The organism is Aeromonas sp. R7-5 (assembly GCF_040908015.1).
Lineage (GTDB): Bacteria > Pseudomonadota > Gammaproteobacteria > Enterobacterales > Aeromonadaceae > Aeromonas > Aeromonas caviae.
On sequence record NZ_JBFOCZ010000035.1, the window covers coordinates 91429 to 113864 of the forward strand.

Here is a 22436-nt window from a genome sequence, read left to right on the forward strand (position 1 = left end):
ATGGCGGCATTTGAATACAAGGCCCTCGACGGCAAGGGGCGCAACAAGAGCGGCGTGCTGGAAGGGGATTCCGCCCGCCAGGTGCGCCAGTTGCTGCGCGAGCAGGGGCTGACCCCCCTCGAGGTGAACGAGACCACCGAGAAGGCCAAGCGGGAGGCGAACCGCTTCGTGCTGTTTCGCCGTGGCGCCTCCACCGCAGAACTGGCCCTCATCACCCGCCAGCTGGCGACCCTGGTGGGGGCCGGTCTCACCATCGAAGAGGCCCTCAAGGCGGTCGCCGAGCAGTGCGAGAAGGCCCACCTGCGCAGCCTGGTGGCGACGGTGCGCAGCAAGGTGGTGGAGGGGTATTCCCTGGCCGATTCGCTGGGGGCCTTCCCCCATGTGTTCGACCAGCTGTTCCGCTCCATGGTGGCGGCCGGCGAGAAGTCCGGTCACCTGGAGAAGGTGCTCAACCGTCTCGCCGATTACACCGAGCAGCGCCAGCACATGCGCACCAAGCTGCTGCAGGCGATGATCTATCCCATCGTCCTCACCCTGGTGGCGGTGGGGGTCATCTCCATACTGCTCACCGCCGTGGTGCCCAAGGTGGTGGCCCAGTTCGAACACATGGGCCAGCAACTGCCGGGCACCACCCGTTTCCTCATCGGCACCAGCGAGCTGTTGCAGCACTACGGCCTCTGGTTCCTGCTGCTCCTTGGCATTGGCGGCCTGATCTGGCGCTGGTGGCTGACCGACGACAAGCGTCGTCGTCGCTGGCACCAGGTGATACTGCGCCTGCCGGTGATCGGTCGGGTCAGCCGCGGTCTCAACACCGCCCGCTTTGCCCGCACCCTGAGCATCCTCAACGCCAGCGCCGTCCCCCTGCTGGAGGGAATGAAGATCGCCGGCGAAGTGCTCTCCAACGACTATGCCCGCATGCGCATCGGTGAGGCCACCGAGCGGGTGCGGGAGGGGACCAGCCTGCGCAAGTCGCTGGATGAAACCAGAATTTTTCCGCCCATGATGCTGCACATGATCGCCTCGGGCGAGCAGAGCGGCGAGCTCGACAGCATGCTGGAGCGGGCGGCGGACAACCAGGACAGGGAGTTCGAAACCCAGGTGAACATCGCCCTCGGGGTGTTCGAGCCCATGCTGGTGGTCTCCATGGCCGGGGTGGTGCTGTTTATCGTGATGTCGATCCTGCAGCCGATCCTGGAGCTCAACAACATGGTGAATTTGTGAGGCTGGCGTGCGTGTGACATCGGTCGATCCCGCGGTCAACTCGCTCGAGCTCAACAATATGGTGAATCTGTGAGGGTCGGGTGCCCGAATAGGCTTCGCCATTCGAACCTGCAAATTCAATCGAACGATCGTGGTTTAACAGTTAATCGTTGATGGCTCATGCCATCTCATTTCGTTAGGGAGTCAGTCATGCAAAAGCGTCGTCAATCGGGTTTTACCCTGCTGGAAGTGATGGTGGTCATCGTGATCCTGGGGATCCTGGCCAGCCTGGTGGTGCCCAACCTGATGGGCAACAAGGAGAAGGCGGATCAGCAAAAAGCGGTCTCCGACATAGTGGCGCTGGAAAACGCCCTCGACATGTACAAGCTGGACAACAACCGCTACCCGACCACCGAGCAGGGGCTGGATGCCCTGGTCAACAAGCCGACCGCATCCCCTGAGCCGCGCAGCTACCGTGAAGGGGGCTACATCAAGCGCCTGCCGCAGGATCCCTGGGGCAACCAGTACCAGCTGCTGAGCCCGGGCCAGTTCGGCAAGATCGACATCTTCTCCATGGGGATGGACGGCGAAGCCGGGACCGATGACGACATCGGCAACTGGAACCTGAAGGACTTCCAATAAGTGATTCTGCCGCGTCGTGCTCACCGGGCCACCCCGGGGCTGCCTGCATGAAGGTGGCCTCTTCGGCCCGTCACCAGGCCGGTTTTACTCTGCTGGAAGTGTTGCTGGTGGCCATGTTGATGGGACTGGTGGCGACCGCCGTCACCCTCAGCATGGGGGGCGCCAGAGGGGATCGGGAGCTCGACAAGCAGGCGCGCCGCTTCATGGCGACCCTGCAGCAGGCCCAGGAGTATTCGGTCATGGATGGCAGGCTGCTGGGGCTGCGGGTCGAGGAGAACGGCTGGCAGTTTATGTCCCGGGATCCCAAGGATCGCAAGTGGCGCGCACTGACCGGTGACAAGCTGCTGGGGCCGGTGACGTTGCCGGAGGGGATGACCCTGGCGGTGGAGCTGGAAGGTTTCAACTGGCGTACTGCGTCGGACGAACGCCAGGAGCAGGGTCGGGACGAGCGCGAGCGGACACCCCAGATCCTGGTCTTTCCGGGGGGAGAGCTCTCTCCCTTCGTGCTGACCCTGAGCCAGCAGGACGAGGATCTGCACTACCTGCGCACTGTCAGGGGGGACGAGTTCGGTCGTCTCTCCCTGTTGCAGGATGAAGAGGAAGAAGAGTGAGGAGCGTCAGGCCCGCAGGGGGCGTTCTAGCGCGTCGCACCGCTCTGTCGGGCGGCCCCGCCCAGGGGCGCGGCATGACGCTGCTGGAGGTCATGGTGGCCCTGGCGGTGTTTGCCATCGCCGGGCTGGCGGTGATGAAGACCGCGAGCGAACACCTGGCCGGCCTCAATTATCTGGAGCAGAAGACCCTGGCGACCTGGGTGGTGGAGAATCAGCTGGTGCAGCAGAAGCTCGAAGGCAAGTGGCCGGGAGACAGCTGGGTGGAAGGGGACGAGGAGATGGCTGGGCAGACCTGGTACTGGCGCTATCGCGGCGTCGCCACGGCGGACAGCAACTTCAGGGCGCTGGACATGGAAGTGCGCACCGCCCCCAAGGCCGAGAGCCCGGTGGCCATGATCCGGACCTATCTCAGCCGATGAACATTCATCAACGTGCGTCCATGATCCGGAGCCGGTGTCAGCCGATGCTCCAGAGCAACACCCGCCCATCGCACCACCGCGGCTTTACCCTGCTTGAGATGCTGGTGGCCATCGCCATCTTCGCCACCCTGAGCCTGGGGGCCTATCAGGTGCTGCAAGGGGTGCTGACCAGCGACGAGGTGGCCAAGCGCAAGGAGGCCCGCCTCTCGGAACTGCAGCTCGCCTTCAGCCTGCTGGAGCGGGACGTCACCCAGATGGTGCCGCGCAGCGGTCGCATCGACGGCGAGAACAACAAGGTGCTGCTGGCGGCGTCCCGCTTCGGCCAGCAGAGCGACGATTGGGGCATGGCCTTCATTCGCGGCGGCTGGCTCAATCCGGACGGCATACTTCCGCGCTCCGGCCTGCAACGGGTGGGTTGGCGTCTCAAGGGGCAGACCCTTGAGCGGTTGAGCTACCTCTATCCGGATCCGGCCATTGGCACCGAGCCGCGCATTCAGCCCGTGCTGACCGGCGTGACGGCGCTGCGCCTCTATTTCTACGACAAGGGACAGTGGAAGGAGGAGTGGACCCAGCGCGACCTGCTGCCCTACGGGCTGGCGGTGGAGCTGGAGCTTGAAGATTACGGCACCATCCGTCGCCAGTTCCTGATCGGAGCCGGTGGCCAGAGGGCAGAGAATGGTAACTGATCGTCGTTTTCCCCTGTCCGTCACGGAGGATGACGGCACTATTCGACGTCGCCAGTTCCTGATCGGAGCCGGTGGTCAGAGGGCAGAGAATGGTAACTGATTGCCGTTTTCCCCTGTCCGTCACGGAGGATGACGGCACTATTCGACGTCGCCAGTTCCTGATCGGTGCTGGTGGCCAGAGGGCGGACAATGGCAATTAAGCGCCCCCGCCCTCCTTTGGCCCCCGGCAGACAGCGGGGCATGGCCCTGCTGGTGGTGTTGCTCATCCTCGCGGTGATGGTGATCGTCGCCAGCAACATGAGCGGCCGCCTGCAACTGGAGCTGCGCCGCACCGCCAACCTCACCCTGGGCAAGCAGGCCTGGTGGTATGCCATGTCGGCGGAGGCCCTGGTGATCAAGGTGCTGAACCAGGACTTCAAGGATGACCCGGATCGGGTGAGTCTGGGACAGAACTGGGCGCGGGAGGACGGGGTCTTCCCGGTGGAGGATGGCACCCTCTCGGGCCGGGTGCGGGATCTGCAATCCTGCTTCAACCTCAACAGCCTGAGCGTGCCCCTCAAGGAGGGGGAGAACGGCGACGATCTCGAGGCCCAACCTTACCAGTTCAAGGTGTTCCGGGCCCTGCTCGCCCAGCTCGAGGTGGATGATTACGAAGCGGTACAGCTGACGGACGCCATCCGCGACTGGACCGACAAGGATACCCAGCTGGTCTCGAGCAACGGGGCCGAGGATGCCTACTACGAGGGACTCAATCCCCCCTACCTGGTGGCTAACCAGCGGATGCTGGGCACCGACGAATTGCGGGCGGTGCGCGGGGTGAGCGCCAGCCTGTACGCCCGGTTGGCCCCCTATGTGTGCTCCCTGCCCAATGACAAGCTGGTGGTGAACATCAACACCATCCGGCCGGAGCAGGCGGCCCTGCTGGTGGGGCTCTACCAGGGGAAGATCGGGCTGGACGATGCCAAGCGGGTGCTGACCAGCCGCCCCAAGAAGGGGTGGAAGAACAAGCAGGAGATGACGGAACAGTTGCAGGTTCAGCCGGGTGCCATCACCGGGCTGGATGGCGCCCTGGACATCAAGAGCAGCTTCTTCGAGGCCCGCCTGCTGGCGGAAGTGGGGGAGACCCGCGCCAGGCTTGAGACCGTCTTCCAGCGTGGCAAGGACAACAAGCTGGTGATGCTGCGTCGCCTGAGCGGCGGCGCCGAATAACAAGGGGGCGTGGGGCGGTTCAGCTGACCTGCGCATCTCCCGATTGGACTGCAACCCATGGCTGTGCGCCCGCCCCCTGAGGGGGCGCGGGCATGGCAGGAGAGACATTAGTGAGCGAGAGTCTGGTCATCCGTCTGGGGACCAATGCGCAGCAGCCAGTGCACTGGCTGGTCTGGTCGGCGCAGGAGCAGGAGATCATCGCCTCCGGCATCCTGGCCTCGGCGCACGCCCTCGGCGAGCTGCAGGAGCGTGCCGGTGGTCGCCCCGTGGTGACCCTGGTGCCCGGCAGCGATCTTATCTTCCGGCGGGTCAATCTGCCGGGCAAATACAGCCGCCAGAGTGCGGCGGCCCTGCCCTATCTGCTGGAGGAGCAGATCGCCTCAGACGTGGACGATCTGCACCTGGTGGTGCTCGGCCATCAGGGCCGCGAGGTGGATCTGATGGCGGTGGACAAGGGGAAGATGCAGTCCTGGCTCGGCTGGCTGGAGCAGGCAGGGCTCAAGACCCTGCACCTGCTGCCCGACGTGCTGGCGCTGCCGCTTGCCGCCGATGGCTGGTCAGCCCTGCAACTGGGGGAGGAGTGGCTGGTCCGCCAGGGCCCCCGTCAGGGCATAGTGGCGGAGGAATCCCTGCTGGCCATGCTGCTGGCAGCGCAGACCGAACCCGTCACCCTTCACTGCCATACTCCCATCCCCGCCATGGCGGCGGGCAACTGGCAGGGGGCTGACCCGGAACTGCCCATGCTGTTGCTGGCGAAAGGGGCGCTGACCTGCCAGGCCAACCTGCTGCAGGGGCCCTATCGTCCCCAGACCGAATACGCCCGCTACTGGTTGCAGTGGCGCAAGGTGGCGGTGCTGGCAGGCGTATTGTTGCTGGTGGCCCTGGTGCAACGCGGTGTGCATCTGCACCAGCTGACGGAACAGGACAAGGCCCTCAAGGCGGAGATCCGGCAGGTCTACACCCGGATCTTCCCGGGGGAGACGCGCATCGTCAACGTGCGCAGCCAGATGACCCAGCACCTCCAGCAGTTGGGGCAGGCTCCCCAGGATGGCGTCCTGTTGCTTCTGACCGAGCTGGCCCCGGTGTTTGCCGAGGTGCCCGGCCTCAAGCCCGAGGTGCTGCGCTTCGATGCAGCCCGGGGCGAGCTGAGGTTGCAGGTGACGGCCCCCGGCTTCACCGAGATCGAACGTTTCCGCGAGCTGGCGGGCAAGCGCTTCGAGGTGCAGCAGGGTGAGGTGCGAAGCACCGAAGGCAAGGTCGAAGGGGCGCTGGTGCTCAAGGGGAGGTCGTCATGATGGATAAACTGCAGAGCTGGTGGCGCGGCATCAGTGCCCGCGAGCAGCGGCTGGTGGCGGTGGGGGGCAGCGTGCTGCTCATCGGACTCTTCTACTGGGCGATCTGGCAGCCGGTGGCAAATCGCATTGCCGAGCGCGAGCGGCAGGTGGTGAACCAGCAGCAGACCCTGGCCTGGCTCAAGGAGAAGGGACAGGAGGTGCTGGCGATGCAGGGGGGACAGGGGCGCCAGATCGATACCGGCGGTACCCTGGACGGTGTGGTGAACCGCACCGCCTTCAACCAGAAGATCAAGATTGCCCGCTTGCAGCCCCAGGGTCAGGAGCTGCAGGTATGGATAGACACAGTGCCGTTCGATGATCTGCTGATCTGGCTTGCGACCCTCTCGGATCAATACGGCGTCCAGGTGCAGATCATCGAGCTGGCCCGCGAGGGGCTGGCCCCCGGGCTGGTCAAGGTCAGACGTTTGCAGTTGAGTCGTTCCCAATGAAGCGAAAAATAGTGATCGCCAGTCTCTTCCTGCTGGCCTATCTCGGTTTCCTGCTGGCCCAGTTGCCTGCATCCCTGGTGGTGCGCCATCTGCCGCTGCCCCCCAATCTGGTGCGGCTGGAGGGAGTGAGCGGCACCCTCTGGAGCGGTCAGGCCGCCCGGGTGCAATATGCCAGCGAGTCCCTCACCCAGTTGCGCTGGGATCTCGATGGCTGGTCCCTGCTGCGGCTGGCGCCCGAGGTGTCGGTGCGCTTTGGCGAGCGCAGCGGACTCAACGGGCAGGGGATCCTGGGTTGGAACGGTGCCGCTTTCGGGCGCGACATCACCCTGAATGCGCCTGCCCCCTGGGTGCTGGAGAGGGTGCCAATGAGACCCCCCTTCCCGTTGACGGCGACGGGTCAGTTGCAGCTCAAGATCGACCAGTTTGCCCAGGGCAATCCCTGGTGCGACAACCTTTACGGGGATCTTCACTGGTATGACGCACAGGCGGACACCCCGGCGGGCAAGCTGGCCCTGGGGGATCCCGAGATCACGCTCACCTGTCTCGACTCCCGGCTGGTGGCCGAGATCAAGCAGGGCTCGGAGGCGGTGCAGGTGCTGGGCAAGCTGGAGTTGCAGGCCAATCGCCAGTACCTGTTCCAGGGCACTCTGAAACCGGGTCCCGAGCTGCCGGACCAGATGAAACAGGGGCTCCCCTTCCTCGGCCAGCCCGATGGGCAGGGGCGCTTCCCGCTGCGTTATCAGGGCCGCATCTGACGGCGTTGCCCATGGTTTGAACCACCCCGCCCCGGCGGGGTGGTGTCGTTATGGGGGCGCGCCGGCTGGCGCCGTGATGAGGTGATTGAGGAAGAAGCTGAACAGCTCGGCCCGGGAGTGCAGGTTCAACTTGGCGTAGAGATGCTTGCGGTGATTCTTCACCGTGCCGCTGCCGATGCCGAGCGCACCGGCAATGGCCTCGGTATCCAGCCCCTGCAACAGCAAACCCGCCACCTGGCGCTCCCGCCGGGTTAGCTGATCTCCCCCCACACTGGCGATAGCCTGCTCCACGGCTCCCTTGAGGTCAGTGCCATCTGACCTGGCCGGGCTGCGGGCCAGGCGGGGTGTCTCTTCCCGCCAGTGCTGGCGACACAGGGAGTGGACCAGCGGGAACAGTGCCTCCAGCCTGGCCAGCTCGTCACGGCTGAGGGAGCTGCGCTTGTCGAGGCGGCCCAGAAACAGCATCAGGGTGAGGCCGCCGCGCACCGGCAGGATCAGCCCCACCTCCTCCTGCCAGCCGGTGGCCTGATAGAAGTGGTGGCGATACTCGGGGTCGAGCCGCCCCCGCGACACCTGCGCCAGGGTCCAGACCCCGGCACCCAGCCCCTGCTCCAGCGCCTGCATGAAGGGATCCTGACTGAAGTGGCGGGTGAGGTAGCGGTCGAACAAGAGGGCCCGCTGATGATGCAGGTTGTCGTAGAGGTAGACGGGGCGCAGCCCCACCCCGAGCAGCAGGGCACAGTCGAACGCCACCTGTTGCTGGATGAGGCGCACCAGGGCTGCTGGGAAGCCGCTGCCGTGCAGGGCATCGACGGCGGCGGTCAGGCTCAGGGTATCCGTGGCAGGAGACGGGGGCATGGCGATGGGCTCCGGGTCAGGGAATGGCTTCCCCACGATGGCAGGATGCTAGCACGGGAGTGGCAAAACTGTCCCCTGGGGGACATATCTGCCAGCACCGCAAACGGCGAGGATGGCCCTCTTTCTCTTGCTGTTGGAGCCCCCCATGATAAATCCTCACCTGCTCGATGAGCTGACCCAGCGCGGCCTGGTGGCCCAGAATTCCGACCCGGTGGCGCTGGCCGACCATCTTGCCACTCCGCGCACCGTCTATTGCGGCTTCGATCCCACCGCTGGCAGCCTGCACATCGGCCACCTGGTGCCACTGCTGATGCTGCGCCGCTTCCAGCTGGCGGGCCACACCCCGGTGGCCCTGGTGGGCGGGGCCACCGGCCTTATCGGCGATCCCAGCTTCAAGGCAAGCGAGCGCACCCTCAACAGCGCCGAAACGGTGCAGGGCTGGGTCGCCAGCCTGTCGGCCCAGATAAGCGCCCTGCTGCCGGCGAGCGACGGGCTGGCGGCGCCGCTGCTGGTCAACAACGCCGACTGGATGGGGCAGATGTCCGCCCTCGATTTTCTGCGGGACATCGGCAAGCACTTCTCGGTCAACGCCATGCTGGCCCGCGAATCGGTGCGCCAGCGCCTGGCCCGCCCGGATCAGGGCATCTCGTTCACCGAGTTCTCCTACACCCTGCTGCAATCCCAGGACTTCGCCGTGCTCAACCAGCGCCTCGGCTGCACCCTGCAGATCGGCGGCAACGACCAGTGGGGCAACATCACCAGCGGCATGGACCTCACTAGGCGGCTGCATCAGGCCCAGGTCTATGGCATGACGCTGCCGCTCATCACCAAGGCCGATGGCACCAAGTTCGGCAAGACCGAGGGGGGCGCTATCTGGCTCGACCCGGCGCTCACCTCACCCTACGCCTTCTACCAGTTCTGGCTCGGCACCGCAGACGAGGATGTCTACCGCTTCCTGCGCTACTACAGCTTTATGCCGCTGGCCGAGATTGAGACGCTGGAAGCGGAGGATGCGAAGCGGCAGGGGCGCAAGCTGGCCCAGCAGGTGCTGGCGGACGAGCTGACCGAACTGGTACACGGCAAGGGGGCGCTGGCGGCGGCGCAGCGCATCAGCGAATCGTTGTTCAGTGGCGAGGTAGCGCGCCTTGGGGAGAGCGATCTGGCCCAGCTGGCGCAAGATGGCATGCCAAGCAGCCCGATCAAGGGGGAAACGGATCTGGTGACCCTGCTGGTGGAGTGCGGCCTGGCCAACTCGAAGCGGATCGCCCGCGAGCTGCTGGCGGCGGGAGCCGTCAGCGTCAACGGTGCGATCCGCCAGGATGAGCCGCTCACCGCCGACGATCGGCTGTTCGGCCGCTACCTGCTGCTGCGCCGGGGTAAGAAGCAGTACCACCTGGTGATCTGCTCATGAAGGGGTGAGCGCCTCGATGACGTAGTCGAGGAAGTGGCCGACCAGGGCCGACTCGGCCCGGCGCTGGGTATAGAGGGCGTAGAAATGGGCCCCCTTGGGGCGATAGTCCGGCAGCACTTCGCGCACCACCCCCTCGGCCAGCTCGGCCGCCACCAGGTAGCGCGGCAGGCGGGCTATCCCCAGTCCCTGGCGCATCCCCTGGTGAATCGCCTTCTTGTTGCTGAAGGCCAGTTCGCCCGTTACCTCGAGAGGGATCTCGCGCCCCTGGGCAAGCAGGGGCCAGCGCTCGTGGCGGCCGTACTCCTGGCTGCGGGTGATGAGGCTGTGCTGGTGCAGATCCTGCGGTGTGGTGAGGGGCGGGTGGCGGTCGAGGTAGTCGGCGCTGGCGCAGAGCACCAGATCGTCCACCGCGATGGGGCGCGCCAGGTAGGGCTGGGTGCCGAGCTCAGTGCTGCGAAACGCCACGTGCAGGTTGTCGCGCAGCAGGTCGGCCGGGGTATTGCTGAAGTCGGCGATGATCCGCACCTCCGGGTGGTCGGCGCGAAAGCGCAGCAGCACCGGAGTCAGCACCACTTCTCCCCAGAGATCCGGCGCCGTGATGCGCAGCTCCCCGCACAGTGCCGAGCGGCGGCGCTGCAGGCCGTCCAGCAACTGCTCGTGCAGGGCGATCATCTGGTCGGCCTGGCGGTAGGCGAGCTCTCCTGCGTCGGTCAGTTGCACCCGGCGGGTGGTGCGGCTCAGGAGCACGCTGCCGAGGCTCTGCTCCAGGTGGCGCAGATCTTTTGACGCCTTGCTCGGGGTGATGCCGAGCTGGGCCGCCGCCGCGGCGAAGGATCCACAGCGGACGATGGCGACCAGCAGGCGCATCAGGTAGAGGGTGTCGAGCTTGTGGTGCCGCATGAGGGGTGGCCTATTGTGTCTTGCTGGGAATGAATGTCTTGCTTGTGTGCCTGATTATATCCTCATAGCCCGAGTTTATAGTGGCCGCCATGCCATTGCGATCCCGGGAGAGGACGATGAACAAGACACTGGGCGACAGCTTCCACTTCGAGCGAGCCGGATTGCGGCTCAAGAACCGGGCCGTGCTGGCCCCTTTGACCCACAACATGAGCGGCGCAGGCGGTGATCCCGGCCAGGCCGAGCTCGACTGGCTGGCGCGCTGCGCCCGTGGCGGCTTCGGCCTGCTCATCGCCGCCGCCACCCAGGTGCAGCCCGGCGGGCGCTGCTGGGCGGGGCAGCCTGCCCTGATGACGGACGCCCAGCAGCAGGCCTTCACGGCCCTGGCCGACAGTGCGCGGCAGGCCGGGGCACTGGCGGTGGTACAACTGCATCACGGCGGGATGCGGGCTCTGCCCGAGCTGAACGACGGGGCGCCGGTCGGCCCGTGCGCGCTGGCGCCGGGCGGGCGTTACCCCCTCGGGGTCAAGGGGCTGAGCGAGGCGGAGATTCTGACGCTCATTGACGCCTTTGTGAGCGCTGCGGAGCGGGCCCATGGCGCCGGCCTGCACGGGGTCGAGCTGCACGCAGCCCACCACTTCCTGCTCTGCAACTTCCTCAACCCCCTGCACAACCGGCGCACCGACCGCTGGGGTGGCAGCCTCGCCAACCGGGCGCGGATCCTGGTGGAGATAGTGCGCGGCATTCGCGCCCGTCTACCCCGGGGTTTCCTGGTCGGGGTGCGTCTCTCCCCCGAGAGCTATGCCCATATCCAGGGCATCGAACTGCCCCATCAGCTGGCGGTGGCGCGCCTGCTGGCGGACGAGGGGATCGACTACCTGCACTTCTCCATGGGGGACAGCTTCAAGGCGGTGGCGGGGGATCCCCACGGCGGCGCCCTGCTGGAGGCGGTAAGGGTCGGGTTGGCCGGGCGGGTGCCGCTCATGGTGGCAGGCAAGATTAGCGACGCAGATTCGGCGGAGCGGGCTCTGGCCGGCGGCGCCGATCTGGTGGCGGTGGGCACGGCGGCCCTTGGCAATCCGGACTGGATGGAACGGGTGAGCCGCGGCCTGCCTCTGCATGCAGCCCCTTTCACGGCGGCGCACCTCACGGAGGTTGGCTTCACCCCAAGCGCCCTCGACTACCTGGCCAGCATGGGGGTGCTGGCCCCGCGCGATGCGGCCTGAGGGCTTTCATGAACGGGATGCGCTCGGCAGGCTGTTGAGCTGATGTGACAAGGCCCTCGTGAAGAGGGCCTTGTGCGTGTCAGGCGCCGAGAGGGAGCAGGTCGGCGTAGTCCTCGAGCGCCGGGAAGTGCTGGAAGGTGAGCGGCGGCATCTGGCTGTCGGGGTGACGGATGCCGAGCTGGTGAGCGATGCCGAACTCGGCCGAGGCGGCCAGGATCCGCTCGCTGTCATCCACGAAGAGGGTGCGGACCGGGTCGAACGCCAGTCGCTCGGCCAGTGCCTGCCAGCAGTACTGGCTCTCCTTCGACCACCCGAGCTCATGGGTGCTCACCATCAGATCGAGGTGCTGGGCGAGGCCGAGGCGTGCATCCTTCACCGACAGGCTGGCGGGATGGGCATTGGTGAAGAGCACCACCTGCTTGCCGGCGGCCTTGAGTGCGGCAAGGAAGGGAATGACGTTGGGGCGCCACTGGATCTTCTCCAGGATCTCCTGTTTGAGGGCGCGGATGTCGAGCCCGAGCGTCCGGGTCCAGTAATCCACGCAGTACCAGTCGAGCGTGCCGTTGACCGCATGATAGTGAGTGTCTATCTGCGCCTTCGCCTCGGCCAGCGGTAGGCCGAGTCGCTCGGCGTAGCGCGCCGGCACCAGGGTTTGCCACAGATGGCTGTCAAAATGGAGATCGATCAGGGTGCCATCCATGTCGAGCAACACGGTATCAATCTGGTGCCAGGGCAGGGGAGTCGACATGGGGCCTCGCGATGTCTGTGGTGATGGGAAAAACGGGGCGCATTATAACGGATTTTTCAGACATCTTTCCCCTCTTTGCCCCGTGGTGTTCGGCAGGGGAGTCGTTTACTCTTGAAACACGATTTTTTAACGAGCAGTCAGCCCCCGATGAGCGATCCCCACAAGCGCAATCCCGTCCACCTCAGTGTCGAGACCATGGCCCATGACAAGAGCAAGCCGGAGATCCTCAAGGCCGAGATCGTGGCCGAGAGCCGGCTGTTCAAGGTGGAGTCCCTTCACCTGAAATTCTCCAACGGCGAGGAGCGGGTCTACGAGCGGATGCGCGGCGGCAATCGGGGTGCCGTCATGGTGGTGCCCCTGTTCGATGCCCACACCCTGCTGCTGGTGCGCGAGTACGCGGCGGGCACCCACTCCTACGAGCTGGGTTTCCCCAAGGGATTGATAGACCCCGGTGAAAATGCCTTCGAGGCGGGCAACCGGGAGCTGATGGAGGAGGCGGGCTTCGGGGCGAGCAGCCTGACCCTGCTCAAGCAGGTGTCGCTGGCGCCGGGGTATTTCTCCAGCCGGATGGACATCTTGCTGGCGCGGGATCTCTACCCCGAGCAGCGGGTCGGTGACGAGCCCGAGCCTCTCGAGGTGATCCCTTGGCCCCTCAACCGGATCGATGAGTTGCTGGCACGACCGGACTTCACCGAGTCGCGCAGCATCAGTGCCCTGCTGCTGGCCAGCAAATGGCTGGCGGAGCAGGGAAATTAGCCCGCAGAGGGTCTGTTTGGCAATCAGAGGCAGAGGTAAGCACCATGCAGGAGTTGTTGGCCTGGATACCCGAGGTCAAGGAGATCGCCCGTGAGGCGGGCAGGATCCTTCACGAGATCTATCGCGACGGTCAGTTCGAACGCCAGTTGAAGGAGGATGCGACCCCGGTCACCAGTGCCGATCTTGCTGCCGATGCCTACCTCAAACAGGCGCTGACGGCGCTCACTCCTCACGTTCCCGTGCTGACCGAAGAGGCGGCCGACATCCCCTTCAGCCAGCGTGCCAACTGGCGCCAGTACTGGCTGGTGGATCCCCTCGATGGCACTGGCGAGTTCATCGCAGGCAGCGGCGATTTCGCCACCCTGATCGCCCTGGTGCGGGACAATGTCCCGGTGCTCGGGGTAATCTATGCCCCCGAATCCGATCTGCTCTACTGGGCGGTGCGTGGTCACGGCGCCTTCAAGGAGGCGAACGGCGAGAGCCGTCCCATCAGCGCCATCCATCATGAACACGATCAGCCTGACTCCCTGGTGGTGGCCATCAGCCGCCGCCAGAAACTGGAGAACCTGACCCGTCGCCTCAACCCGGCCATCCACTACGAGCTGATCCCGCTCGGATCCAGCTCCCTCAAGTCCTGTCTGGTAGCGGAAGGCGTGGCGGATTGCTACGTGCGCCTGGGCCCCACCGGGGAGTGGGATACCGCTGCCGCCCAGTGCATCGTGGAGGCGGCAGGGGGGCGCATCCTCAGCCTGGCGCTGCAACCGCTGAGCTACAACGAGACGGAGTCGCTGGAGAACCCGGACTTCATCGTGATGGGGGACCCGGATCTCGCCTGGGGTCGCATTCTGGCCCACTGACGAGTCGACCAGCTCGCAGGGAATGCAATCAGGCGACCACAGGGTCGCCTGATTGCATTGGTGTGATCCACTGGCTGGTTACGGGGATTTCAGGGAGATTCACTAGTGATGGCAATAACGGCAGTGGATCATCACATCCAATCTGGCTGCACTGGCATAAATTTCATTTAATTCTGAAAACATGCATTTCATCGAAACAAAAAATCGACGTCGGTTTTAATTTTGGTTTTATATTCCTAACTTTTGGTTAATGTCAGGATTAATTGAATAATCCGGGGTGAAATTTCCTCCCAATCTCACTGGTGGAACAGGGCTTTGCCAGTGAGATCTGCCAGTCTCCATTTTTGAGAATTAAATGCTAAAGGAGCACAATGTTTTTAGATTTTAATACTACGTAAAAGTGATTTATCGATGAGTTTATCTGCAAACGTCTCACGGGAGCTGTCCGGTTCCCACTCCACCATGGCCAGCACCGGCTGGCGTCGCCACGACACCCACTGGGTCATCAGCCTGTTCGGCACCGCCGTCGGCGCCGGCATTCTGTTCCTGCCCATCAACCTGGGTCTGGGGGGGATCTGGCCCCTCATCATCGTCGCCGTGCTGGCCGGTCCCATGACCTTCCTGGCCCACCGCGGGCTGGCGCGTTTCGTGCTCTCGTCGTCGCGCCCCCAGGCCGACTTCACCGAGGTGGCCGAGGAGCATTTCGGCAAGATGGCCGGGCGCCTCATCTCGGCGCTCTATTTCCTCTCCATCTTCCCGATCCTGCTCATCTACGGCGTCGGGCTGACCAACACGGTGGAGAGCTTCATGGTCAATCAGCTCGGTCTGGCCTCCCCGGATCGGGTGATGCTCTCCGGCGTGCTGGTGTTCGCCATGATCGCCGTGATGCTGGCCGGCGAGAAGGCGATGCTGCGGGCCTTCGCCGTCATGGTCTACCCGCTGGCTGCGATCCTGCTGGCCCTCTCCTGCTACCTCATTCCCCAGTGGCAGTGGCCGGAAGTGACCGCCTTTGAAGGCACCAGCTTCCTCAACACCGTCTGGCTGGCGCTGCCGGTCACCGTGTTCGCCTTCAGCCACGCCGCCGCCATCTCGGGCTTTGCCAACGTGCAGCGCCGGGAGTACGGGGAGCAGGCCGAAACCAAGAGCGGCCTGATCCTGCGCAACACCACCGTCATGCTGGTGGGCTTCGTGCTCTTCTTCGTCTTCTCCTGCGTGCTGAGCCTCTCCCCGGCTCAGTTGGCCGAGGCCAAGGCCCAGAACGTCTCCGTGCTCTCCTATCTCGCCAACATCACCGATAACCCGGTGATCGTGACCCTGGGGCCGCTCATCGCCTTCATCGCCATCAGCTCCTCCTTCCTCGGCCACTTCCTCGGTGCCCGCGAGAGCCTGAAAAGCCTGATCGCCAAGCCCACCGGCCTGCCGTTGGCGAAGGCGGACAAGCTCGGCATCGCCCTGATGTTCTTCGCCATCTGGGGCGCCGCCATCATCAACCCGGGCATTCTGGGGTTGATGGAGACCCTCTCCGGCCCCGTCATCGCCATGATCCTCTTCATCATGCCGGTGGTGGCCATCTACAAGGTGGAGGCGCTGGCCCGTTTCCGTCACCGTTGGGTCAACGGCTTCATCCTGCTGACCGGTGCCCTGGCGGTCTCGGCCCTGCTGTTCAGCCTGCTGAAATAAGCCAGGCCGTCAGCATCAAACAAGAGAGGCGACCCCGGGGGTCGCCTCTCTTGCTTCTGCTCTCTGGTTGCCTTGCCGTCGTCTCACCCCAGCTTGGCGCCGTTCTCCACCGTCTGCTCGGGGATGGCGATCACCACGGCGCCATCCGGGCGATAGAAGCCGGTCAGCAGAAACTCCGACTGGATGGGGCCTATCTGCTTGGGGGGAAAGTTCACCACGGCGACGATCTGGCGGCCCACCAGATCCTCCGGTCGATAGAGGTCGGTGATCTGGGCGCTGCTCTTGCGCACCCCGAGCTCGGGGCCGAAATCCGCCCACACCTTGTAGGCGGGGCGGCGCGCCTCGGGGAAGGGCTCGACCCGCACCAGGGTGCCCACCCTGAGCTCCACCATCTCGAAATCCTGCCAGCTTATGGTCTGCATCTTGGCTCCTCATTGCCCATACCTTGCATGAGCCTCAGCATGCCTCGAATGCCCGGGGATTGTCTTCGGCAAAGAGCCGACTGATTACGGCAGGCAGCCGTTTTGCTGGCGCCAGAGGGAAGGAGTCAGTCCGGTCTCGGCCAGAAAGCGCTCGGCAAAGGCCCCCTGGTTCTGGTAGCCGCAGCGGCTGGCCACCTCGCCTATGGGCAGGGCGGTCTGGGCCAGCAGAGTGCGGGCCAGCGCCATGCGCCGCATCCTGAGGTAGTGGGAGACGCTCGTGCCCACCTGCTGGCGAAAGGCGTGTTTGAACTGGCTCAGGCCGAGGCAGGCGATGGCGGCGAGCCCCTCGTTGGTGAGGGGGTCTGCGAGGTGGGCATCCATATGACGCTGCACCTTGGCGATACGAGGGGCTATGCGGGGAGCGACGGCGGGGCCCATGCCGCGTCCCTCGGTCAGCAGCCCGAGCCACATCTGATCCATGCCGGCCACGTGGCGCCCCTCGGCCACCATGCGGTGCAGGAAGGCGAGGTAGTGGCGCTGGGCCTCATCCAGCTCGACGAAGGGGTGGTCCCCCAGGGCTGCCAGCAGCCAGTGGCTCTCCTGCACCAGAAACACGTGCGCCGGGTCGGCGGCGTAGTCGTGGCGAAGGCCAGGGGCGATGATGCAGGCAAAACCGGGGGCGAGGCGACATCCCCGGCCCTGCACCTCGATCTCGAGGGGGCCGACGAGGGGGATCACCAGCTGGGCGTGGTCATGACTGTGGCTCTGCATGTCGCTCTGGTAGTGACGCAGGCTGAAGGGGGAGGCGGCAGATAAGCATGACGCGGCACCGGGCCGCGTCATTGAAAGGGATGCATCGTTTGCCATGGGCAGCCGCATTACTCGGCGTCGAAGTCTTCGATCTCTTTGCCAAGGGCTTCCATGATGGCGCGGGCCTCGGCGGGGACGCTGTCCGGATGATCCTTGCGCAGGTCGTCGTCACAGGGCAGCGGCTGGCCGGTGAAGGCGTGCAGGAAGGCTTCGCAGAGCAGCTCGCTGTTGGTCGCATGACGCAGGTTGTTCACCTGGCGACGGGTGCGCTCATCGGTCAACACCTTCAGCACCTTGAGCGGGATCGAGACGGTTATCTTCTTGACCTGTTCGCTCTTCTTGCCGTGCTCTGCATAGGGGCTGACGTAGTCGCCGTTCCACTCTGTACCCATGTTCCACCTGTAGTCGTTTGGCCGTGAGCGCGGATTTTAACCCTTAAGGAATTCAATGGCAATCCAACAGCAAAGCCATTTAGACGTCTAGAAGTGTTGACGGCTTTTTTAAGGTGGCGTAGTGTGGTGCACCATGGGCCGGCAGTCCGGCCAGCGAAAATGAGAGCGGGGCTGGACGACCCACGAGGCGGACCGGCTCCGGCAACCCATCAAGGAGAGTGACATGACCCACAAGGCCACCCTGGCGGTACGCACCGGGATTGAGACAGACACGCAGCACGGTGCCGTGGTGCCCCCCATCTACCTCTCCAGCAACTACACCTTTGCCGACTTTGGCGAGCCCCGTCAATACGACTATGCCCGCTCCGGCAACCCGACCCGCACCAATCTGGCGGATGCCCTGGCGGCCCTGGAAGGGGGGGCCGGCGCCGTGGTGACCGGCACCGGCATGGGGGCTGTTCACCTGGTGACCACGGCTCTGCTCAAGGCGGGGGATCTGCTGATCGCTCCCCACGACTGCTACGGCGGTACCTGGCGTCTGTTCGAGTATCTGGCGGCCAAGGGCCACTACCAGGTGCAGTTCGTGGATCAGGGGGACGAGGTGGCGCTGGCCGCCGCGCTGGCCCAGAAACCCGCACTGGTGTGGGTGGAGACCCCCTCCAACCCGCTGCTGCGGGTGGTGGACATCGCCGCCATCGCCGAGGCCTCCCACGGGGTGGGGGCCCAGGTGGTGGTGGACAACACCTTCCTCTCCCCCTTGCTGCAACAGCCCCTGGCCCTTGGTGCCGATGTGGTGGTCCACTCCACCACCAAGTACATCAACGGCCACTCCGACGTAGTAGGGGGGGTGGCGATCGCCAAGGATCAGGCTCTGGCCGACTCCCTGGTGTGGTGGGCCAACTGCCTGGGGCTCACCTCCGGTGCCTTTGACTCCTACCTCACCCTGCGGGGCCTGCGCACCCTGGCCCCGCGCCTGCGCACCCATCAGGAGAACACGGATCGCATCCTCGCCTTCTTGCAGCAGCAGCCGCTGGTCAAGCGTATCTATCACCCCAGCCTGCCGAGCCATCCAGGCCACGACATTGCGCGCCGTCAACAGTCCGGCTTTGGCGCCATGCTAAGTTTTGAGCTCGATTGCAACGAGACGGGGCTGCGCGCCTTCCTCGCGGGGCTGCGTCTCTTCTCGGTGGCGGAGTCCCTCGGCGGTGTGGAGAGTCTGGTGGCCCATCCGGCCAGCATGACCCACAGGGCCATGACCCCTGCGGCCCAGCAGGCGGCGGGTATCAGTGCCCAGTTGCTGCGCCTGTCGGTGGGGATCGAACACGGTGAGGATCTGGTGGCCGATCTGGCCCAGGGGTTTGAACAGGCGCAGTTGGCACAACAGGCAGAGCAGGTGAAGTAATGGAACAACAACAAGGAGAGTGTGTGGTGGCAACAGAGGCAGTCTTCAAGCGGCGCCATGTACACAAGTTCGGCGGCAGCAGCCTGGCGGATCCGGTCTGTTATCGCCGGGTCGCCAGCATCGTCGAGCAACAGGTGGGGGGCAACGAGCTGGTGGTGGTCTCCGCCGCGGGCAAGACCACCAACCGGCTGATCCAGCTGGTGGAATTGGCGGAAGCGGGGGATGAGGCCGCAGGCGAAGCCATCACCGCCCTGCACGCCTATCAGCAGAGCCTGATCGACGGCCTGCTGGAAGGGGAGCTTCACCTCGATCTGAGCCAGCAACTGACGGACGACATGCAGCTGATCGCCAAGACCCTGGAGGGGCAGTTTGACCGCTTCGAGCGCAACGGCCTGCTCGCCTTTGGCGAGGTGTGGTCCGCCCGCCTGCTGGCTGCCCTGCTCACCAGCCGGGGTGAGGCGGCCGCCTGGCTCGATGCTCGCAGCTTCCTGCGCGCAGAAGACGGCGCCCTCATCAAGGTGGATACCGCCCTCTCCAGCGAGCTGCTCAAGGCCCGCCTGGCCGAGCACGCCGGTCGCATCGTGGTGACCGGCTTCATCGCCGCCGACATGGAGGGGCGTTCCCTGCTGCTGGGGCGCAACGGCTCCGACTACAGTGCCAGCCTCCTGGCGGCGCTGGCGGACGGGGAGTCCACCACCATCTGGAGCGACGTGGCCGGGGTCTACAGTGCCGACCCGCGCAGGGTGAAAGAGGCGCGTCTGCTGGAGCGCCTGAGCCTGGCCGAGGCCAACGAGCTGGCGCGCCTGGGCTCCTCGGTGCTGCATTCGCGTACCCTGCAGCCGGTGGCCGACAGCCGTCAGCGCCTCACCCTGCGCTGCAGCTACAATCCGGACGAAGGCTGCACCCACATCCTGCGCCGGGCGCCCCGTTCCGGCGGTGCCCGCATCGTTTCCTCGGTGGATCAGATAGCCCTCATCGAGCTCAAGGTGCTGCCGCAGACTGACTTTGAGCAGACAGTGGCGGCCATCGAGGCCCATCTGGCCCGCCATCGCCTCCATCCGCTCACCCTGCAGCGCCAGCCGGATCGGCGGGTCCTGCGTCTGGCCTACACCCTGGAGGTGGCACAAGGGGCCTTCGAGGTGCTCCGTGACTTCCAGTTGCAGGGCAACTTTACCGGCCTCATCCAGAAGGAAGGGTTCAGCCTGGTCGCCCTGGTGGGGGCCGGCGTCACCGACAATGCCGAGCAGTGCCACCGTTTCTACCAGCTGCTGGCGGATCAGCCTCTGGAGTTCGTGCAGGTGGCCAAAGACGGCCTGAGCCTGGTGGCCGTGCTGCGCCAGATCGTGCTGGAGCCGCTGCTCATCGCTCTGCACAGTGCCCTGTTCAGCCGCCCGACCCGGGTCGGGCTGGTGGTGTTCGGCAAAGGCAATATCGGCGGTCACTGGCTGGGGCTCTACGCCCGCGAGAAGGCGCGCCTCGAGCATGAGCTCAATCTGGCGCTCACCCTCTACGGGGTCTTCGACTCCAAGGGCGGGCTGCTGGACGAAGAGGGGCTGGATCCCCTCAAGGTACAGGACAACTTCAACCCCAAGCCGCTCATCTGGCCGGAGCTGCTCTCCCAGTTGGAGCAGCACAGTTTTGACTCCCTGATCGCGCTCGACATGACCGCCAGCGAGACGGTGAGCCGCTACTACCCGGACTTTGCCCAGCTCGGCATCCACATCATCGCCGCCAACAAGTTTGCCGGTGCCGCCGACAGCGAGTTTTACCAGCGCATCAAGCAGACCTGCCGCGACCATCAGGTGCAATGGCGCTACAACGCCACCGTGGGGGCCGGGCTGCCCATCCAGTCCAGCATCCAGATGCTGCGTCAGAGCGGTGACCGCATCCAGGGGGTCTCCGGCATCTTCTCCGGCACCCTCTCCTGGCTGTTCCAGCAGTATGACGGTACTCGCCCCTTCTCCGAACTGGTGGACGAGGCGTGGCAACACGGCCTGACCGAGCCGGATCCCCGGGAGGATCTCTCCGGTCAGGATGTGCGCCGCAAGCTGCTCATCCTGGCGCGGGAGGCGGGCTTCGAGCTCGACTCCGCCGACATCGAGCTGGAGAACCTGGTGCCGGTGGCCCTGCGCAAGGTGAGTGCGGATCAGTTCATGGACAGGCTCAAGGAACTGGATGACCCTATCCAGACCGCCTTCGAGGGGGCGCGCCGGGTCGGCAAGGTGCTGCGCTATGTCGCCCGCTTCGAGCACGACGGCAAGGCCCGCGTCGGGCTGGAGGCGCTGGAGCCCCATCACCCGTTTGCCAACCTCTTGCCCTGCGACAACGTGTTCGCCATCGAGAGCGACAGCTATCGCACCAACCCCCTGGTGATCCAGGGGCCGGGAGCGGGCCGGGAAGTGACGGCCGCCGCCATCCAGTACGATCTCTGGCAGATCTGCGCCAGCCTCTGAGGCTGCGTGACACGATGCAATGAGAAGAGGCGCCCCAGGGCGCCTCTTCTGTTATCGGGTGGTGGAGTTACCAGAACAGCCGGCCCAGGAGGGGGGCGAGCAGCACGGTGGCCATGCCGGCGATCATCATCACCATGCTGGAGACCACCCCCTCCTCGTTGCCCATCTGATAGGCCCTGGCTGTCCCGGCCCCGTGGGCCGAGGCACCAAAGCCCGCGCCTTTGCCTAGGCGGCTGCGGATGGCGAGCACGGTGAGCACGCTTTCTCCCACCGCCATGCCGATGACGCCTGTCAGCACCACGAACAGAGCGGTGAGATCGGCGTTGCCACCCACGGAACGGGTCGCCTCCACCGCGAAGGGGGTGGTGATGGATCTCATGGCCATGCTGCGCTGCAACAGCTCGGAGAGGTTGAGCCAGCGGGCCAGCAGCACTGTGCTGCCCACCGCCATCACCACGGACGCCACGACCCCGACCGAGAGGGAGAGCCAGTGGCGGCGCATCAGCTGGCGATTCTCGTAGACGGGCACCGCGAAGGCGACGGTGGCAGGGCCCAGCAGCCAGAGCAGCCAGTGGGATTCGGCCATGTAGTCCCGGTAGGGAATGTGGAACAACATCACCACGGCCACCAGCAGGGTGGGGGCCAGCAGCAGCGGCATCAGGGGCAGGATGCGCTTTTTGCCATAGAGCCACTTGCTGGCGTAGTAGAAGAGCAGGGTCAGGGCGAAGCAGAGCAGGCCGAGCAGGGTGTCAGACATGGCGGCGACTCCGGCGGGCCAGCTTCAGCTCGAGGCGATAGACCCTGTCCACCACCAGCGCCGTGGTGCCGAGCACCAGCACGGTGCTGACGATCAGGACCACCATGATGCGCCACCCCTCCTGCAACAGCAGCTCCTGATAGTTGACCACGGCCACCACGGCGGGGACGAAGAAGAGCAGCATCTCCGCCAGCAGCCAGCGGGCCCCGGCACTGAACCACTGGGCCTTGACCACCCCGAGCAGGATGCAGACCAGCAGCAGCAACATGCCGGTGAGGTTGGCGGGCAGGGGCAGGTGCAAGGTGCGCACTGCGATGTCGGCCAGCAACCAGATGGCCGCCAGCAGGGCGATTTGGAAGGGGGTTTGCAACCAGCGAAGGCAGAGGGTTTTCATGGCAAGCGTCTTTCTGTGAACCTGCTCACAGTATAGAGAGGGACCAAACCTGCAAAAAATGAATTTAA

Annotated in this window: 24 protein-coding genes and 2 pseudogenes; 18 read left to right on the forward strand and 8 right to left on the reverse strand. The window is 65.1% G+C overall.

Annotated elements, in window-relative coordinates; translation table 11 throughout:
* From exeF to exeN, 11 genes and pseudogenes are all read left to right on the forward strand, one after another.
* Positions 1 to 1221, forward strand: a complete 1221-nt coding sequence (gene exeF, locus AB5Y53_RS20300) for a GspF family T2SS innner membrane protein variant ExeF (RefSeq protein WP_039040588.1) — start codon at positions 1 to 3, stop codon at positions 1219 to 1221.
* A gap of 189 nt (positions 1222 to 1410) precedes the next feature.
* Positions 1411 to 1842, forward strand: coding sequence for a GspG family T2SS major pseudopilin variant ExeG (gene exeG, locus AB5Y53_RS20305; protein WP_010675723.1), 432 nt, complete (start codon positions 1411 to 1413; stop codon positions 1840 to 1842).
* Between the two features lie 47 nt (positions 1843 to 1889).
* The gene (gene exeH, locus AB5Y53_RS20310) at positions 1890 to 2453 is read left to right on the forward strand and encodes a GspH family T2SS minor pseudopilin variant ExeH (protein ID WP_010675722.1); all 564 of its coding nucleotides are present in this window, start codon (positions 1890 to 1892) and stop codon (positions 2451 to 2453) included.
* Between the two features lie 74 nt (positions 2454 to 2527).
* A complete protein-coding gene (gene exeI / locus AB5Y53_RS20315; protein WP_039040586.1) occupies positions 2528 to 2872 on the forward strand; it encodes a GspI family T2SS minor pseudopilin variant ExeI in 345 nt (114 codons plus the stop codon).
* A gap of 44 nt (positions 2873 to 2916) precedes the next feature.
* On the forward strand, positions 2917 to 3558 hold the full coding sequence (gene exeJ, locus AB5Y53_RS20320) for a GspJ family T2SS minor pseudopilin variant ExeJ (protein WP_160836642.1): 642 nt from the start codon (positions 2917 to 2919) through the stop codon (positions 3556 to 3558).
* A gap of 25 nt (positions 3559 to 3583) precedes the next feature.
* Positions 3584 to 3658, forward strand: a pseudogene (locus tag AB5Y53_RS20325) (type II secretion system protein GspJ); the annotation flags it as partial.
* A gap of 25 nt (positions 3659 to 3683) precedes the next feature.
* A pseudogene (locus AB5Y53_RS20330) lies at positions 3684 to 3758 on the forward strand (type II secretion system protein GspJ); the annotation flags it as partial.
* Complete coding sequence (gene exeK, locus AB5Y53_RS20335; protein WP_201890335.1) at positions 3748 to 4767, forward strand: GspK family T2SS minor pseudopilin variant ExeK; 1020 nt, start codon at positions 3748 to 3750, stop codon at positions 4765 to 4767. The pseudogene AB5Y53_RS20330 and the gene exeK, both read left to right, overlap by 11 nt.
* Before the next feature lie 110 nt (positions 4768 to 4877).
* Complete coding sequence (gene exeL / locus AB5Y53_RS20340; protein ID WP_183148953.1) at positions 4878 to 6062, forward strand: GspL family type II secretion system protein ExeL; 1185 nt, start codon at positions 4878 to 4880, stop codon at positions 6060 to 6062.
* A complete protein-coding gene (exeM, locus tag AB5Y53_RS20345) occupies positions 6059 to 6550 on the forward strand; it encodes a GspM family type II secretion system protein ExeM (protein ID WP_010675717.1) in 492 nt (163 codons plus the stop codon). Before exeL ends, exeM begins: the two co-directional genes overlap by 4 nt.
* Positions 6547 to 7305 (forward strand): GspN family type II secretion system protein ExeN, encoded by a 759-nt coding sequence (exeN, locus tag AB5Y53_RS20350; protein WP_257711584.1) that lies wholly within the window; start codon positions 6547 to 6549, stop codon positions 7303 to 7305. The genes exeM and exeN overlap by 4 nt, the downstream gene beginning before the upstream one ends.
* A 48-nt stretch (positions 7306 to 7353) precedes the next feature.
* Here the strand turns inward: exeN and AB5Y53_RS20355 are convergent, their stop codons facing one another.
* Positions 7354 to 8163 (reverse strand): helix-turn-helix transcriptional regulator, encoded by an 810-nt coding sequence (locus AB5Y53_RS20355; protein WP_052815529.1) that lies wholly within the window; start codon positions 8161 to 8163, stop codon positions 7354 to 7356.
* A 145-nt stretch (positions 8164 to 8308) separates the two neighbouring features.
* Between AB5Y53_RS20355 and tyrS the strand changes: the two genes are divergently transcribed.
* Positions 8309 to 9574, forward strand: coding sequence for a tyrosine--tRNA ligase (gene tyrS, locus AB5Y53_RS20360; protein WP_368183053.1), 1266 nt, complete (start codon positions 8309 to 8311; stop codon positions 9572 to 9574).
* Here the strand turns inward: tyrS and AB5Y53_RS20365 are convergent.
* On the reverse strand, positions 9569 to 10474 hold the full coding sequence (locus AB5Y53_RS20365) for a LysR family transcriptional regulator (RefSeq protein WP_368183055.1): 906 nt from the start codon (positions 10472 to 10474) through the stop codon (positions 9569 to 9571). The two genes, tyrS and AB5Y53_RS20365, sit on opposite strands and share 6 nt — an antisense overlap.
* A gap of 116 nt (positions 10475 to 10590) precedes the next feature.
* Here AB5Y53_RS20365 and AB5Y53_RS20370 point away from each other — a divergent pair, with 116 nt between their 5' ends.
* Positions 10591 to 11697, forward strand: coding sequence for a HisA/HisF-related TIM barrel protein (locus tag AB5Y53_RS20370; RefSeq protein ID WP_368183057.1), 1107 nt, complete (start codon positions 10591 to 10593; stop codon positions 11695 to 11697).
* A gap of 79 nt (positions 11698 to 11776) precedes the next feature.
* Here AB5Y53_RS20370 and yrfG read toward each other — a convergent pair whose 3' ends face one another.
* Positions 11777 to 12445, reverse strand: coding sequence for a GMP/IMP nucleotidase (gene yrfG / locus AB5Y53_RS20375; RefSeq protein WP_368183059.1), 669 nt, complete (start codon positions 12443 to 12445; stop codon positions 11777 to 11779).
* 147 nt (positions 12446 to 12592) lie between these two features.
* Here yrfG and nudE point away from each other — a divergent pair, with 147 nt between their 5' ends.
* The 3 genes from nudE to AB5Y53_RS20390 all read left to right on the forward strand — a co-directional run bounded on the left by nudE (position 12593) and on the right by AB5Y53_RS20390 (position 15738).
* Positions 12593 to 13201, forward strand: coding sequence for an ADP compounds hydrolase NudE (gene nudE / locus AB5Y53_RS20380; RefSeq protein ID WP_039040577.1), 609 nt, complete (start codon positions 12593 to 12595; stop codon positions 13199 to 13201).
* Positions 13202 to 13245: 44 nt separating this feature from the next.
* Positions 13246 to 14058, forward strand: a complete 813-nt coding sequence (gene cysQ / locus AB5Y53_RS20385) for a 3'(2'),5'-bisphosphate nucleotidase CysQ (protein WP_368183060.1) — start codon at positions 13246 to 13248, stop codon at positions 14056 to 14058.
* Positions 14059 to 14469: 411 nt separating this feature from the next.
* A complete protein-coding gene (locus tag AB5Y53_RS20390) occupies positions 14470 to 15738 on the forward strand; it encodes an aromatic amino acid transport family protein (RefSeq protein ID WP_368183061.1) in 1269 nt (422 codons plus the stop codon).
* 83 nt (positions 15739 to 15821) lie between these two features.
* Here AB5Y53_RS20390 and AB5Y53_RS20395 read toward each other — a convergent pair whose 3' ends face one another.
* The 3 genes from AB5Y53_RS20395 to metJ form a co-directional block, all read right to left on the reverse strand.
* Positions 15822 to 16160: a tRNA-binding protein gene (locus AB5Y53_RS20395; RefSeq protein ID WP_103243741.1), complete on the reverse strand. Its 339-nt coding sequence runs from the start codon at positions 16158 to 16160 to the stop codon at positions 15822 to 15824.
* A gap of 84 nt (positions 16161 to 16244) precedes the next feature.
* A complete protein-coding gene (locus AB5Y53_RS20400) occupies positions 16245 to 17003 on the reverse strand; it encodes a helix-turn-helix domain-containing protein (RefSeq protein ID WP_368183062.1) in 759 nt (252 codons plus the stop codon).
* Positions 17004 to 17038: 35 nt separating this feature from the next.
* Positions 17039 to 17362 carry a met regulon transcriptional regulator MetJ gene (gene metJ, locus AB5Y53_RS20405; RefSeq protein ID WP_005327165.1) on the reverse strand — a complete coding sequence of 108 codons (324 nt, stop codon included), beginning with the start codon at positions 17360 to 17362 and terminating at the stop codon, positions 17039 to 17041.
* A gap of 223 nt (positions 17363 to 17585) precedes the next feature.
* Between metJ and metB the strand changes: the two genes are divergently transcribed.
* Positions 17586 to 18764: a cystathionine gamma-synthase gene (gene metB / locus AB5Y53_RS20410; RefSeq protein WP_010675705.1), complete on the forward strand. Its 1179-nt coding sequence runs from the start codon at positions 17586 to 17588 to the stop codon at positions 18762 to 18764.
* Positions 18764 to 21217: a bifunctional aspartate kinase/homoserine dehydrogenase II gene (locus AB5Y53_RS20415; RefSeq protein ID WP_103259521.1), complete on the forward strand. Its 2454-nt coding sequence runs from the start codon at positions 18764 to 18766 to the stop codon at positions 21215 to 21217. Before metB ends, AB5Y53_RS20415 begins: the two co-directional genes overlap by 1 nt.
* Positions 21218 to 21284: 67 nt before the next feature.
* On the opposite strand, the gene AB5Y53_RS20420 is transcribed toward AB5Y53_RS20415, so the two are convergent.
* Positions 21285 to 21974, reverse strand: a complete 690-nt coding sequence (locus AB5Y53_RS20420) for an LrgB family protein (protein WP_010675703.1) — start codon at positions 21972 to 21974, stop codon at positions 21285 to 21287.
* Positions 21967 to 22368 carry a CidA/LrgA family protein gene (locus tag AB5Y53_RS20425; protein WP_039040574.1) on the reverse strand — a complete coding sequence of 134 codons (402 nt, stop codon included), beginning with the start codon at positions 22366 to 22368 and terminating at the stop codon, positions 21967 to 21969. The genes AB5Y53_RS20420 and AB5Y53_RS20425 overlap by 8 nt, the downstream gene beginning before the upstream one ends.
* Positions 22369 to 22436: the final 68 nt, after the last annotated feature.